We start from the raw sequence: 12,717 nt of genomic DNA on the forward strand, positions 1-12,717 counted from the left end.
TACGGGCATGACGGCGATCGACACGGAGAACGCGCGCACCGAGCTGCCCGAACAGGCACTGCCGCCGTGGCGCCGCGCTGTGCTGAAAGTGGGCAGCAACCTGCTCGCTGCCGATGGCGGCGGCCTCACGCCGCGGTACGCCGAAGCCTTGGCTGATTTCATCGCCGCCAGCCACACGGACGGTCGTCAGATCGTGCTGGTGTCCTCCGGCGCGGTGGCGGCGGGCCGCGCACTGCTGCGTCAGCATGCCAGCGATGGCGGTGGCCTCGCCGCGCGGCAGGCGCTGGCCGCGCTGGGCCAGGCGCCGATGATCGCGCTATGGCAGTCGCTGTCTGCACGGCCGGTGGCACAGGTGCTGCTGACCCATGACGACCTGCGCAACCGCCGCCGCTACCTCAACGCGCGCGCCACCCTGCGCGAGCTGCTGCAGCTTGGCGTGCTGCCGGTGATCAACGAGAACGACACCGTCTCGGTGGATGAGCTGAAGCTCGGCGACAACGACAACCTCGCGGCCATCGTGGCCGCGCTGGTCGACGCCGACCTGCTGCTGATCGCCTCCGACGTCGATGCGCTGTACAGCGCCGACCCGCGGCGCGATCCCGCGGCCGTACCGATCGCGCAGGTAGCAACACTGACCCCGGAGATCGTCGCGATGGCCGGCGACAGCGGCAGCGCGGCCGGCACCGGCGGCATGCACACCAAGCTGCAGGCGGCAGCGAAAGCTGCCGCCGCCGGCATCCCCACGGCCTTGTTCAGCGGACGCGAGACGGCCACCGTGCAGGCGCTGCAACGCGGGCAGCTGCGCGGTACGCTGATCGCCGCGGCTTCCACACGATTGCAGGCGCGCAAGTACTGGCTGCGCCACGCACCCGCTGCACCGGGCCGCATCCGCATCGACGCCGGTGCAGTGAAGGCGCTGGCCGGCGGGCGCGTCTCGTTGCTGCCGGGCGGCGTGCTCGGCGCCGACGGCGACTTCCACCGCGGCGACCTGGTGGAGATCGTCGACATGGACGGCGCCGCCGTTGCGCGCGGACTCAGCCAATACGGTGCCGCCGAGGTGCGCCGTCTGGCCGGCCGGCACAGCCGCGAGATCGACGGCGTGCTCGGCTACAGCTACGGCGACGAGGTGGTGCATCGCGACGACCTCGTCAGCATGAATCGCCCGGTTGCGTCCGGGCAGGAGATCAACGCATGAGTACGATCCGCGAACAGGCACTGGCTTGCCGTGACGCCGCCCAGGTCGTTGCGGCGCTGGGCAGCGAGGCGAAGCGCACGCTGCTGCGCAACATGGCCGCGGCGCTGGAAGCGCAGTCCGCCGCGGTGCTGGCCGCCAATGCCGAGGACATGCGCCAGGCCGTGGCGAAAGGCGTGCAGGACGCCATGCTCGACCGCCTGCGGCTGGACGAAGCGCGCGTGGCCGGCATCGCCGGCGCGCTGCGCGAGGTGGCCGAATTGCCCGATCCGGTCGGCGTGACGACCCGCCATGAGACGCGGCCGAACGGGCTGTCGGTCGAGCGCGTGCGCATTCCGCTCGGCGTGATCGCGATGATCTACGAGGCGCGCCCCAACGTCACCGCCGACGCCGCGGCGCTATGCCTGATGGCCGGCAACGCGGTGATCCTGCGCGGCGGCTCCGAGGCGATCCATTCCAACCTCGCCATCGCCGCGGCATTGCATGCCGCGCTGCGCACGCACGGCGTGCCCGAGGCGGCGGTGACGGTGTTGCAGGATCTCAGCCGCGAGGCAATGGTCGAACTGCTGCAACTCGTCGACATCGTCGACCTGGCCATCCCGCGCGGCGGCGAAGGCCTGATCCGCTTCGTCGCCGAGCACGCGCGGGTACCGGTGATCAAGCACTACAAGGGCGTTTGCCATCTGTACGTGGACCGCGCCGCCGACCCCGACCTGGCGTTGAATCTGCTGATCGACGGCAAGACCTCGCGCCCCGGCGTGTGCAACGCGCTGGAGACGCTGCTGGTGCATCGCGACGTCGCCGACGCCTTCCTGCCGCGCGCGGTGGCTGCCTTGCGCGAACGCGGCATCGAACTGCGCGGCGACGAACGCAGCCGCGCACTGGTCCCCGACATGCACGCCGCCACGGAAGACGACTACGCCGCCGAATTCCTCGACCTGATCCTCGCCGTGCGCGTGGTCGATAACCTCGACGCCGCCATTGCCCACATCCGCCGCTACGGCTCCGACCACACCGAAGTCATCGCCACCACCGACGAAGCCGCCGCGCAACGCTTCGTGCAGGCGATCCGCTCCGCCGTGGTGATGGTCAACGCCTCCTCCCGCTTCAGCGACGGCGGCGAATTGGGCTTGGGCGCCGAAATCGGCATCTCCACCACCCGGCTGCACGCCTACGGCCCGATGGGCGCGGAGGCGCTCACGGTGGAGCGCTTCGTAGTGCGCGGGGAAGGGCAGGTGCGGCATCCGCAGAGCCGGGTGTGATGTTGGACGTCTGCTTTCGGCCACAACCCGTCAGTCGACGCTTCAATCAAGTCGCCCCAGAGCTGACGTTCGCCGTGCGTGTAACGGCGCCGATTCCGGCATGGGATCTCGCTTACGCAGCGCTGCTCGTGATGTGCCACGGCGTTCGAGGCACTCGTTTGGCCGAGTCCGCGTCGCTCACTGCTGGCTCGAACCGGCTGCCGCGGGAACCGTCGGCCCGCGAGTGGCAAACGGGCCCGCGTGCGCAAGGTTGCGAAGTGCGGATCGTGCTGGCCGGCCCGCGTGATGAAGGGGCCCCTGAGCACAGATGACTTCGCTTGAGGTCGGCAAGGAGGCGGGATCGGTATTATCGGCACGTGAATGCGTTCTGGCCTGCGCTTGGGGCCGGCTTGCACAGGTCCGGCCAGCCGTTGCGCTTCCAGTAGTCGACCATGCCCAGCCGCTTGGCGAAGCCCTGGAAGGCGACATCCTGACGCGCCTTGCGCGACCACGGCTCCGGCTGCCACAGCCAGTTGAGGTAGGCATCGGACAAGCCGCTGTGGCCGTGCTCGTACAGGTCGAACGAGCGTCCCGCTTCGCCCAGTTGCAACAGCAGGGTGGGTGCCCACTCATCACCCGCGTGCGCATCGACGATTTTCAGCGCCATTTGCCTTTGGCTGATGGTGCCAAACGTGCCGAGATAGATTGCCTGCAGTTCCTGATCGGGGATCGTTGAACCCATGTGGCGAGTGGATCTTGCGAAGCTTCGCTTGGCTCCCTCCTTGTCACCGTGAGCCGCATCGTAAAACCCGAGCATCAGTTCGCCGAACGGAGAGTCGGCCGTGCCGCTACGGTGGATGAAATCGAGCGCGCCCGCTTGGTCGCCTTCGCGCCAGCGAAGCATGCTCTTGTAAAACAACAACAGGGGGTTGGCGGGGTCGTTGGCCAGCGCGGCATCAAGCCGTGTTTCGGCATCGCGGCTACGGCCCATTGCGGCCAGCTCGTTCGCCGCCCAGTAACTCACTGCGGAATTCTCTGGAGCCAGTTCCAGCGCGCGCTGCATCGGTTCCACCATGGAACTGTAGTGCCGCTGCGAGAACTGGTTGTAGCTCAGGGCGGCGTAAGCATCCGCATCATTCGGATTGAGCGCGAGCGCTCGCTGTGCTGCTTGATCAGACGCCAGCCAGCTCGTCTGCCAGTCGGCGTTGCTGTATTGGGGAAGCACGGCGTAGGCCACGGCCAGCGTCGACCAGGCGCGTGTGAAATGCGGGTCCAGCCCGGTCGCTTCATCCAGCAGGGCGATCGCTCGCGGCAGGCTGTCACCCACCCGTTTCGTCACCAGTTCCTGCGCCTCGATGAACTTCGCATAGGCCTGCGAATTGTCGGTCACCTTGTCGACCAGACGTCGGGCACCGGCATCGCTGAGGGTGATATCCAGCTCGCTGGCCACGTCTCGTGCGCAGGCGTCCTGCAGCTTGAACACATCGGCCAGGTTGCCGTCGTACTGGTTCGACCACTGCTGCACGCCGTCACTGGTGCGCACCAACTCCACCGTGATGCGCAGTTCATTGCCCTGCTTGCGCACCGAGCCAGTCAACACATGTGCCACGCCGAGTTGCTGGCCAACTGTTTGCGGTGGGATGTCCTTGCCCTGGAACTGGAATGACGAACTACGACCGAGCACGCGCAGGCTCTTGATCCGGGTAAGCGCGTTGAGGATTTCCTCGGCCATGCCTTCGGAGAACAGTGCCTGGTCCTGCGCTACGCTGAGGTCGGCAAACGGCATCACGGCGATCGAATTTTTCGCCGGGGGCTTGGCGGCAATAGCCTTGGCATCAACGGTGTTTGCCGCGCTGCTGTCCACCGCCATGGCTTGCTGCGCAGGCGGCGCCAAGCGCCACAACAGCACACCACTCACGACAATCAACCCCACCAAAATCAACTTCTCCGAGCGCGGCATTTTCTGGGCCCCGCGCTCGCCGTGATACCAGGCCAGCACCAGCACCACGAAGAAACCCATGATCAGCACCAGCGTAATACCGCGACGCAAACTCTCCGGCCAACCAAACTGCGCCGCAACGATATCCAGCACGGGTATCAAAGCTACTGCCACCGCCGCATAGCCCAGCAGCCATTGCACCAGCTTGTGTTCTTTCAGTCGTGCGAAGAATTCTTCCACCGCATGGCTCCGGTCCCCAGCCTCGGCGAGTATAGCGCCGGCCCGCCGCAGCACGGCCGGGCCGGTCGGCGGACAAGGCTGGCATGCGCGAGATCCGCTGGAGTCGCGCGCCATAGGCAGCCCGTCTAGCCGAAAGCAGTCGTTCGTCACCGTCAGCGACGGGTCGAAAGCGGACATAAGCAGTCAGGGTATCGAATCGGTCAGCCGTGGCTCCATTCCCGCACCGCTTCCGCAAACGCCAGGCAATCCGCAAACCGGTTGTACAGCGGTGCCGGCGAGATCCGGATCACGTCGGGTTCGCGCCAGTCGCCGATGATGCCGTGGGCCATCAGGTATTCGAACAGGGCGCGGCCGCGTTCGCGCCCGTCGATCACGCGGATCGACAGTTGGGCGCCGCGGCGCTGCGGTTCGACCGGCGTCACCACTTGCAGCACGTCGGCGACTTGGGTTTGCACCAGCCATTCCAGGTAGCCGGTGAGCTGCAGCGATTTCTCGCGCAGGCGATCCATGCCGGCACGACGGAAGATTTCCAGCGACACGCGCAGCGGGGCCAGCGCGAGGATCGGTGGGTTGGACAGTTGCCAGCCGTCGGCGCCGGGGGTGGGTACGAACTCCGGACCCATCTGGAAGCGGGTGGTCTTGTCGTGGCCCCACCAGCCGGCGAAGCGCGGCAGCATGGCTTTGGCGTGACGCTCGTGCACGAATGCGCCGCCGACCGCGCCGGGGCCGCTGTTCAAGTATTTGTAGCTGCACCAGATCGCGAAATCGGCACCGCTGTCGTGCAGTTGCAGCGACAGGTTGCCCACGGCGTGGGCGAGGTCGAAGCCGACCGTGCAGCCGTGCTTGTGCCCCAGCTCGGTGATCGCCTTCAGGTCGAACGCCTGGCCGGTGCGGTATTGCACGCCGGACAGCATCACCAGCGCGATGCGCGAGCCGTGCTCGGCCAGCGCGCGCTCGATCGCGGCGAGCGAGGTGGTGCCGTTCGGCTCGTCGGCTTCCAGTTCGATCAGCGCAGTGGCCGGGTCGAAGCCGTGGAAGCGGATCTGCGATTCGACCGCGTAGCGGTCGGTGGGAAATGCCCCGGCCTCGATCAGGATCGCCGGGCGTTCGGCGCTGGGGCGGTAGAAGCTCACCATCATCAGGTGCAGGTTCACGCCCAGGGTGTTCATCGCCACCACTTCGAGGGGCTGTGCGCCGACCACGACAGCAAGGTCGTCGCGCACGAACTCGTGGTAGTCCATCCACGGCAGGCGGCCCTTGAAGTGGCCTTCGACGCCCAGTTCGCCCCAGTAATCCAGTTCCGCGTTGACCGCTTCGCGCACCGCGCGCGGCTGCAGGCCGAGCGAGTTGCCGCAGAAGTACGTACTGTCGTGGCCTTCGTGTGGCGGGATCAGGAACTCGTCGCGGAATGCGCGCAGCGGGTCGGCAGCGTCGCGGGCATGGGCCCAGTCGAGGGTGGCTTCGAAGCTTGCGGGCATCAGGTATCTCGTTGGAGTGTTGATCCTTCCCCTGCAAAGCAGGAACGGGATCGACGCGGACTTACTTCAGTTGCGCGGCAATCGCGTCGCAGCCCTTGTCGAAGGCGGCCTTCCACTCGGCGCCGGCTTCGGTCTGGCTGGGGCGCACGCAGCGCAGCTGGATCGCGCGGCCGTTCTTGAGCCAGTAGTGTTCGGTGTAGCTGAAGCCGGTGGCGTTTTCCTGCGCGGTATAGACGTTGCTGTTCGGGCTCGGCGGCACCGCGGCGGCCTTGTATCCGGGCAGCGCCATGGCTTTTGCGGTGGCTTCGCTGCGGTACTGGTTGAAGCCGTTGACGTCGGCCACCTGCTTCACCGTGACGGTGACGCGGGCCAGGCTGTTCTTGCCGGTGGGCGAGGGGTCGGGCACCTGGAACACGCGGGCTTCGGGGTCGCCCTGGGTTTCCATGATGCCGAGCCAGCTGTCCGGCGTGCTGAAGTGGACGCTGCCGTCGGCCATGCTGACGTCGGCAGCGTGCACGCCACCGGCCAGCAGGACGGCGGCGAAGGCGATCGCGAGGGTGGTGCTGCGCAGAAGGCTCATGCGGGTTCCTTCGGGAGGGGATCGGGAGCGAAGCGGTGGCGGGGCAGGCCCAGCCATTCCAGCGCCGTGCCATGGAACAGACGCGCGCGGTCGGCCTCGTCCAGGCCCAGCGCCTCGATGCCGCTGCCGGGTTCCTGCTCCCCCAGCGGGAAAGGATAGTCGGTGCCGAGCATCACCTGGTGGGCGCCCGTCACATCCAGCAGATAGCGCAGCGCCTGGTCGTCGTGCACGCAGGAGTCGAAGTAGAAGCGCTTGAGGTACTCGCGCGGGTTGCGCGGGTTGTCGGTGGCGACCAGGTCCGGGCGCATCCTGAAGCCGTGCTCGATGCGGCCGATGGTGGCGGGGAAGCTGCCGCCGCCGTGGGCCAGCATCACGCGCAGCTTCGGCAGCCGCTCCATGACGCCGCCGAAGACCAGGCAGCAGGCGGCGCGCGACTGTTCGGCGGGCATGCCGACCAGCCACGGCATCCAGTATTTCGGCATGCTGGCCATGCCCATCATGTCCCACGGGTGCACCAGCACCGCGGCGCCGAGATCGGCGGCGGCCTCGAAGAACGGGAACAGTTCCGGCGCATCCAGGTTCCAGTCGCCGCAGTGCGAGCCGATCTGCACACCCTGCAGGCCCAGTTCGTCGATGCAGCGTTCCAGCTCGCGCACGGCCAGCTGCGGCGCCTGCAGCGGCACCGTGCCGATGCCGGCGTAATGGCGCGGGTGGTCGCGGCAGATGCCGGCCATGTGCTCGTTCAGATGGCGATGCAGCTCCAGTGCCTGGTGTCCCGGCGCCCAGTACGAGAACAGTACCGGCACGGTGGAGATCACCTGCACGTCGACGCCGAAGCGGGCGTAGTCGTCGATGCGCGTCTGCGGGTCGAACGCCGAATCCCACACCTCGCGGAAGAACCGGCTGTCCTTGTAGATGCGGTGGCGCCCGCCGGTATGGGTCATCACCGGGAAGCGGTCGTCGCCGTACTTGGCTGCCAGATTCGGCCAGTCGCGGGGCAAGATATGCGCGTGGGTATCGATCTTGAGCATCTGCGCAGTGTAAAACCTCCGCGCGGTGGCGTCGCGTTGCGCCCGCACATGGTGCGGCGGGGGTTACACCGATGGCGGTTCCGCGGCGGCGGCCGGCGTCTGGGAGCTGCGCTTCGTCACGTAGGCCAGCGTGTCGACGTTGTCGACCAGGCGATCGCTGATGCGTGCCAGCAGCTCGAGTGCGGCGCGGTCGCCGACGCCCTGCATCGAGGTGACCAGCTCGCGCTGCATGGCGCGAAGCTCGGGCAGGGCGCCGAGCGGCCGCTGTTCGCGCAGCGCCGTGGCGATGGCCTGCACGGCGTCGGCGTTGTGCTCGACGAAACGGCCGATGGCGTCTGCCGCCGGCAGTGTGGCGAGATCGTCGAGGGTGGCTTCCAGCGTCATCGCGGTGCGTGCCAGGCGGTTGCCGTTGGCGAACAGCGCGCGCGCCAGCGCCAGCAGTTCCGGCGGCGTGGCCGGCTCGGTGCGCATGCGGTCGATCGAAGCCTGCGCATTGGTGCGGGCGGTGCGTGCCGCGCTGCGGGTGTCGTTGCGGGTGCCGGCCCGACCGGGTTGCGCCAGGGCGCGCAGGTAACTGGCGTAGGCGTCCAGCATCACCGCCAGCGCGGCGCGGGCCCGGCCGCGCTCCCAGGTCGGCCAGGCCACGTAGGCCAGCAGGGCCATGCCGCAGCCGAGCGCGGTGTTGAGCACCCGGTCCGATACCGCCAGGCCGGGGCTGACGCCGTCGAACGACAGCAGGATCACCACGGCGCCGGTCAGCGTCGCCACCGCGATGCCGTAATGCGCGCCGGCGAGGTAGCGGAACGCCATGCACAGCGCCGCCATCAGCGCCAGGTGCGCCCACGGTTCGTCCGGCGTGACGTGCAGCAGTACCGTGGTGAGTACCAGTCCCAGCACCGTGCCGAGCACGCGCAGCAGGCCGAAGTTGAAGGTGGCGGCGAAGTCCGGTCGCAGCACGATCGCCGCGGTCATCGGCAGCCAGTAGCCGTGCGGCAGGTGCAGCAGGCGCGAGATCCACAGCGCCGCGCTGAGGCAGACCGCCATGCGCACGGCGTGACGGAACGCCACCGAACGCGGGGTGAGGTTGGCGCGCAGGGTGGCCCAGGTGGAACTGCTGCGCAGTGACGTGGGCAGCCGGGTTTCCGCCGCGCTGGCGCGCAGTTCGCCACGGCTGCCAGCCCAGTCGGCGTTGCGCACCGCGGCGGCCAGCTGGCCGGCCAACGCGTGGATGTGCGCGGCCAGGCCGTCGGCGTTGCCGCCGCCGTCGAGCAAGGCGCGCTCGCTGGCGCGCAGGGTCTGCAGCGCGCGGTCGGCCCGCTCGGGCGAATCGCCTTGCTGCAGTGCCTCGGCGATCGCCGCCAGCACGCGTGCGGCATCGTCACGGAACATCGCGTGGATGGCCGGGTTGGCATGCAGCTCGGCCATCGCGGTGAGCTCCAGCCGGATCCGCTCGGCCAGCTCCAGCAGCACGCCGAAGGCTTCCATCGCGCGGCCGTGCGCGCGATGACGGCCCAGCAACGTGCGCTGCAGGCTGGTCATCGCCTCGGTCAGCGCCGGCACCTCGGCATCGTCATGCGCCTGTTCGCGGGCCAGTGCGGCGAGCCCGGCGTATACCCGTGCCAGCTCGATGCGCTCCGGCCAGTAGCGCTGCAGCGGCCACGCCGCCAGCGAGAACGCGGTGAGCAACAGGCCGCCGGCGAAGATCAACGCGGCGCCGCCGAGCGCATGGCTCAGCGAGGCCGGCGCCGACGCGGTGATCACCAGCAGGATCATGCTGGTCATGCCGACCCGCGCGGTATCCGCGCCGAACACCACCAGCAGGCCGCCGAAGAAGCCGCAGGCGGCGGTGGCGAGAAGGATCGGCAACAGCTGGCCACCGATCAGGAAGCCCACCAGCGCGGCGAGGCCGGCCGCCAGCGACGCCAGCAGCAGTTGCCGCATGCGCTGGCGGTACGGCCCGGGCTGGTCGGAAAACATCGTGTCCAGCGCGCCGGCCGCCACACCCAGGCCGATCTGCGGATGGCCGGTGGCCATGCCCACGGCCAGCGGCAGGATCACCGCCGCGGTATTGCGCAGCACCACGCGCAGCGGCACGTCGGGCCGCTTGACGTTGGTCAGGCTCTCGATCGCATGGGCGCGTAGCGAATAACCGCTGGGGGGCATGGGGGTCCTGGTCGCACCGAAAGTTCAGTGCAGAACGCAACTTCCGTTCGCCCCCGGATCAGGTCCGGGGCAGGCTCCGAGCGTAGCGCAGCGGAGTCGAAGGGTGATCCTTCGACTGCGGTCCTGCGGACCTGCGCTCAGGATGAACGGTAACCGGAACTCGAAGCTCAGGCCCTGCCAGCAAACTCGCCGGTGAGTGTGTTGACCCACACCTTCTCGTCGTTGCTGATGTACTCGGGCACCTGGATCTCGATGCCGGTGTCGAGCTTGGCCGGCTTGGTGCGCTTGGTGGCGCTGGAGCCCTTCATTTCCGGCGCGGTATCGACCACGGTCAGCACCACGCTGGTCGGCACCTGCAGGCCCACCGGCGCGTCGTCGATCAGCTGCACGTAGTAGCCCTCGACGCCCTCGACGATGTAGCCGGCGTTGTCGCCCACCAGTTCCGGCGACAGCGGGTACTGGGTGTAATCCTCGGCGTCCATGAACACGAACGCGCCATCGTCCATGTACGAGAAGTTCGCCGCGCGGCGCACCAGGTCCATCTCGCGCAGCTCGTCTTCGGCACGCAGGCTGAGGTCGTACTTGCGCCCGCCGGGGATCGTGTACAGGGTGAAGCGGAACGTGACGTTGCCGCCACGCGCACTCGGCGAGCTGCGCTCGATGTCGCGTACCTGGTAGACGGTGCCGTCGTGCTCGACCACGTTGCCTTTCTTGACGTCGGAAGCTTTCATGCGATGGATTCGTATGGAGTGGGGTTGGAAACGGGAAGATTACTTCGGCTGCAGCCGCACCGCGCCGTCGAGGCGGATCGTCTCGCCGTTGATGTAGCGGTTGCCGAGGATGAAGGCGACCGTCGAGGCGAACTCCGCCGGCTGGCCCAGTCGCGAGGGAAACGGGATCGAGGCGCCGAGCGACTGCTGCACGGCCTCGGACATGCCGTCGACCATCGGAGTCCAGAAGATGCCCGGCGCGATCGTCGCCACGCGGATACCGAAGCGCGCCAGTTCGCGCGCCATCGGCAGGGTCATGCCGACCACGCCGCCCTTGGAGGCGGAGTACGCGGCCTGGCCGATCTGGCCTTCGTAGGCGGCGACGCTGGCGGTGTTGATGATCACGCCGCGCTCACCGTCCTCGCCCGCCTCGTTGCCCTGCATCAGTGCCGCGCCGGCCTTGGCCACGTTGAAGCTGCCGACCAGGTTCACCATCACCGTGGTGGCGAAGTTGCCCAGCGGCATTGGGCCTTCCTTGCCCAGCACGCGGCCGGCGCCGAGGATGCCGGCGCAGTTCATCACCACGTTCAGGCCACCCATCGCGTGGTGCGCGGCAGCCGCATTGGTGGCCACGCCTTCCTCGGAGGTGACGTCGGTGCGGAAGAAGCGCGCCGCGTCGCCCAGTTCCTTCGCGGCGGCGTGGCCCTTGTCATCGTTGACGTCGAACAGCGCGACCTTGCCGCCATGGGCGACGATGTGCTGCGCCACCGCGTGGCCGAGACCGGAGGCGCCGCCGGTGATGATCGCCTTGACCTGATCGAGCTGCATGGGGAATCCTTGATGGCAGTGCCGAAAGGCCGCCATGGTAGCCGACCGGCATGCACTGCTGCAGGCTGAACGCAAAACCTGCCATGGCAGTGAATTCACGCTGCGTTGCGGTAGCGACGGCCATCGTGGCCTCGAACTGCCGGGACAAGCCGGTCAGTGCCGGGAGTGGCCGGCGGATCCAATCCATCAACCGTGGGGAGCAATGCATGAAGAAGCTACTGAGTCTGTCTGCCGTGTTGGGTGCGATGCTGATGCTGGCCAGTGGCTCCGTGCTGGCGCAGGGCAACAGTCACGGCCGTGGACACGGTCACGACAACAATGGGTATGGGCAGGACGATGGCGACCGAGGCAATGGCAATGGCAATGGCCATGACCGCGACCGGCACCGGCGGGACGATGGCTACGGTGATGACCGCGGCGGCCGCTATGTGCGCAACGACGGCCCTCCGGGCCATGCCTATGGCCATTACAAGGGCTGGCACGATCGCGGTCGCCACGAGGGCTGGTACAAGCGCGGCGGTTACCTGCCGGTGGAATACCGCACCCGCTACGTGGTGACCGACTGGCGCCGTGATCGCCTGCGCGAACCGCCGCGCGGCTATCACTGGGTGCGCAGCGACAACGGCGACTTCCTGCTGGTGGCGATCGCCACCGGCGTGATCGTCGACCTGCTGCTCAACCAGTAAGCCGCTTCGTCGACATGACGGCGCGTCCGCATCGCGGGCGCGCCGTTTTCGTGCGCGGAACGCGGCTCAGCCCAGCAGGGCGTGCAGCGCCGCGGCATCGAGCGCCGGGAACGGCGTCACCGCTGGCGGGGGAATCGTGGCTGGCTGCAGCTCCTTCTGCCACACCCCCACGTCCCACCATTGCCCCAGCTTGTAGCCGCACTGGCGCCATACGCCGGCGGGAGTGAAACCCATCGCCTCGTGCATCGTCACGCTGACCGTGCCGGGCAGGGTGATCACGCCGACCGCCTGGGTGATGCCCTGCAGCCGCATCACGTCCAGCAGCACGCCGTAGAGCCGGCGCGCTATGCCGCGGCGCTGCGCATCGGCGCGCACGTAGATCGAGGTTTCGGCGATCCAGTCATAGGCGGCGCGCTCGCGGAAGCGCCCGGCATAGGCGTACGCCAGCACCTCGCCGGCGCCCTCCCACACCAGCCACGGGTAGTGCTGCAGGCGCGCGCGGAGGCGTTCGCGCATGGCGTCCACGCCGGGCAGTTCGGTTTCGAAGGTGGCTACGCCGCTGATGATCGAGGGCGCGTAGATCGCGTGGATGGCGGCGGCGTCTTCGTCGCGGGCGATGCGGATCATGG

The 12,717-nt window shown here is 68.2% G+C and carries 11 protein-coding genes; 3 read left to right on the plus strand and 8 right to left on the minus strand.

From position 1 onward, the window contains the following. Positions 1-7 precede the first annotated feature (7 nt). Together proB and ABD024_RS05820 are read left to right on the plus strand one after the other, a co-directional pair. Positions 8-1,195: a glutamate 5-kinase gene (gene proB / locus ABD024_RS05815; protein WP_343850584.1), complete on the plus strand. Its 1,188-nt coding sequence runs from the start codon at positions 8-10 to the stop codon at positions 1,193-1,195. Continuing rightward, positions 1,192-2,454, plus strand: coding sequence for a glutamate-5-semialdehyde dehydrogenase (locus ABD024_RS05820; protein ID WP_343850586.1), 1,263 nt, complete (start codon positions 1,192-1,194; stop codon positions 2,452-2,454). The genes proB and ABD024_RS05820 overlap by 4 nt, the downstream gene beginning before the upstream one ends. A gap of 346 nt (positions 2,455-2,800) precedes the next feature. Here the strand turns inward: ABD024_RS05820 and ABD024_RS05825 are convergent, their stop codons facing one another. From ABD024_RS05825 to ABD024_RS05855, 7 genes are all read right to left on the minus strand, one after another. After that, positions 2,801-4,612, minus strand: coding sequence for a tetratricopeptide repeat protein (locus ABD024_RS05825; RefSeq protein ID WP_343850589.1), 1,812 nt, complete (start codon positions 4,610-4,612; stop codon positions 2,801-2,803). Positions 4,613-4,812: 200 nt separating this feature from the next. Next, a complete protein-coding gene (gene kynU / locus ABD024_RS05830) occupies positions 4,813-6,090 on the minus strand; it encodes a kynureninase (RefSeq protein ID WP_343850591.1) in 1,278 nt (425 codons plus the stop codon). A gap of 61 nt (positions 6,091-6,151) precedes the next feature. Beyond that, complete coding sequence (locus tag ABD024_RS05835) at positions 6,152-6,670, minus strand: hypothetical protein (protein ID WP_343850593.1); 519 nt, start codon at positions 6,668-6,670, stop codon at positions 6,152-6,154. Then, complete coding sequence (locus ABD024_RS05840) at positions 6,667-7,701, minus strand: amidohydrolase family protein (protein WP_343850595.1); 1,035 nt, start codon at positions 7,699-7,701, stop codon at positions 6,667-6,669. The genes ABD024_RS05835 and ABD024_RS05840 overlap by 4 nt, the downstream gene beginning before the upstream one ends. A 63-nt stretch (positions 7,702-7,764) precedes the next feature. Next, complete coding sequence (locus ABD024_RS05845) at positions 7,765-9,864, minus strand: FUSC family protein (RefSeq protein WP_343850597.1); 2,100 nt, start codon at positions 9,862-9,864, stop codon at positions 7,765-7,767. Between the two features lie 167 nt (positions 9,865-10,031). Beyond that, entirely contained in the window at positions 10,032-10,595 is a 564-nt protein-coding gene (efpL, locus tag ABD024_RS05850) for an elongation factor P-like protein EfpL (RefSeq protein ID WP_343850599.1), read from the minus strand. Between the two features lie 39 nt (positions 10,596-10,634). After that, complete coding sequence (locus ABD024_RS05855; RefSeq protein ID WP_343850601.1) at positions 10,635-11,402, minus strand: SDR family NAD(P)-dependent oxidoreductase; 768 nt, start codon at positions 11,400-11,402, stop codon at positions 10,635-10,637. 206 nt (positions 11,403-11,608) lie between these two features. On the opposite strand from ABD024_RS05855, the gene ABD024_RS05860 reads away from it, so the two are divergent. Beyond that, entirely contained in the window at positions 11,609-12,088 is a 480-nt protein-coding gene (locus ABD024_RS05860) for an RcnB family protein (protein WP_343850603.1), read from the plus strand. Positions 12,089-12,154: 66 nt separating this feature from the next. Here ABD024_RS05860 and ABD024_RS05865 read toward each other — a convergent pair whose 3' ends face one another. Next, positions 12,155-12,715, minus strand: coding sequence for a GNAT family N-acetyltransferase (locus ABD024_RS05865; RefSeq protein WP_343850605.1), 561 nt, complete (start codon positions 12,713-12,715; stop codon positions 12,155-12,157). Positions 12,716-12,717: the final 2 nt, after the last annotated feature.

It is taken from the genome of Rhodanobacter soli, assembly GCF_039523495.1.
Taxonomy (GTDB): domain Bacteria; phylum Pseudomonadota; class Gammaproteobacteria; order Xanthomonadales; family Rhodanobacteraceae; genus Rhodanobacter; species Rhodanobacter soli.

Excerpts from the sequence above, each read along its gene's own strand:
- efpL (WP_343850599.1), bottom strand. The coding sequence starts at position 10,595 with ATGAAAGCTTCCGACGTCAAGAAAGGCAACGTGGTCGAGCACGACGGC.
- ABD024_RS05835 (WP_343850593.1), bottom strand. The coding sequence starts at position 6,670 with ATGAGCCTTCTGCGCAGCACCACCCTCGCGATCGCCTTCGCCGCCGTC.
- ABD024_RS05865 (WP_343850605.1), bottom strand. The coding sequence starts at position 12,715 with ATGATCCGCATCGCCCGCGACGAAGACGCCGCCGCCATCCACGCGATC.
- ABD024_RS05860 (WP_343850603.1), top strand. The coding sequence starts at position 11,609 with ATGAAGAAGCTACTGAGTCTGTCTGCCGTGTTGGGTGCGATGCTGATG.
- kynU (WP_343850591.1), bottom strand. The coding sequence starts at position 6,090 with ATGCCCGCAAGCTTCGAAGCCACCCTCGACTGGGCCCATGCCCGCGAC.
- ABD024_RS05840 (WP_343850595.1), bottom strand. The coding sequence starts at position 7,701 with ATGCTCAAGATCGATACCCACGCGCATATCTTGCCCCGCGACTGGCCG.
- ABD024_RS05855 (WP_343850601.1), bottom strand. The coding sequence starts at position 11,402 with ATGCAGCTCGATCAGGTCAAGGCGATCATCACCGGCGGCGCCTCCGGT.
- ABD024_RS05820 (WP_343850586.1), top strand. The coding sequence starts at position 1,192 with ATGAGTACGATCCGCGAACAGGCACTGGCTTGCCGTGACGCCGCCCAG.
- proB (WP_343850584.1), top strand. The coding sequence starts at position 8 with ATGACGGCGATCGACACGGAGAACGCGCGCACCGAGCTGCCCGAACAG.
- ABD024_RS05845 (WP_343850597.1), bottom strand. The coding sequence starts at position 9,864 with ATGCCCCCCAGCGGTTATTCGCTACGCGCCCATGCGATCGAGAGCCTG.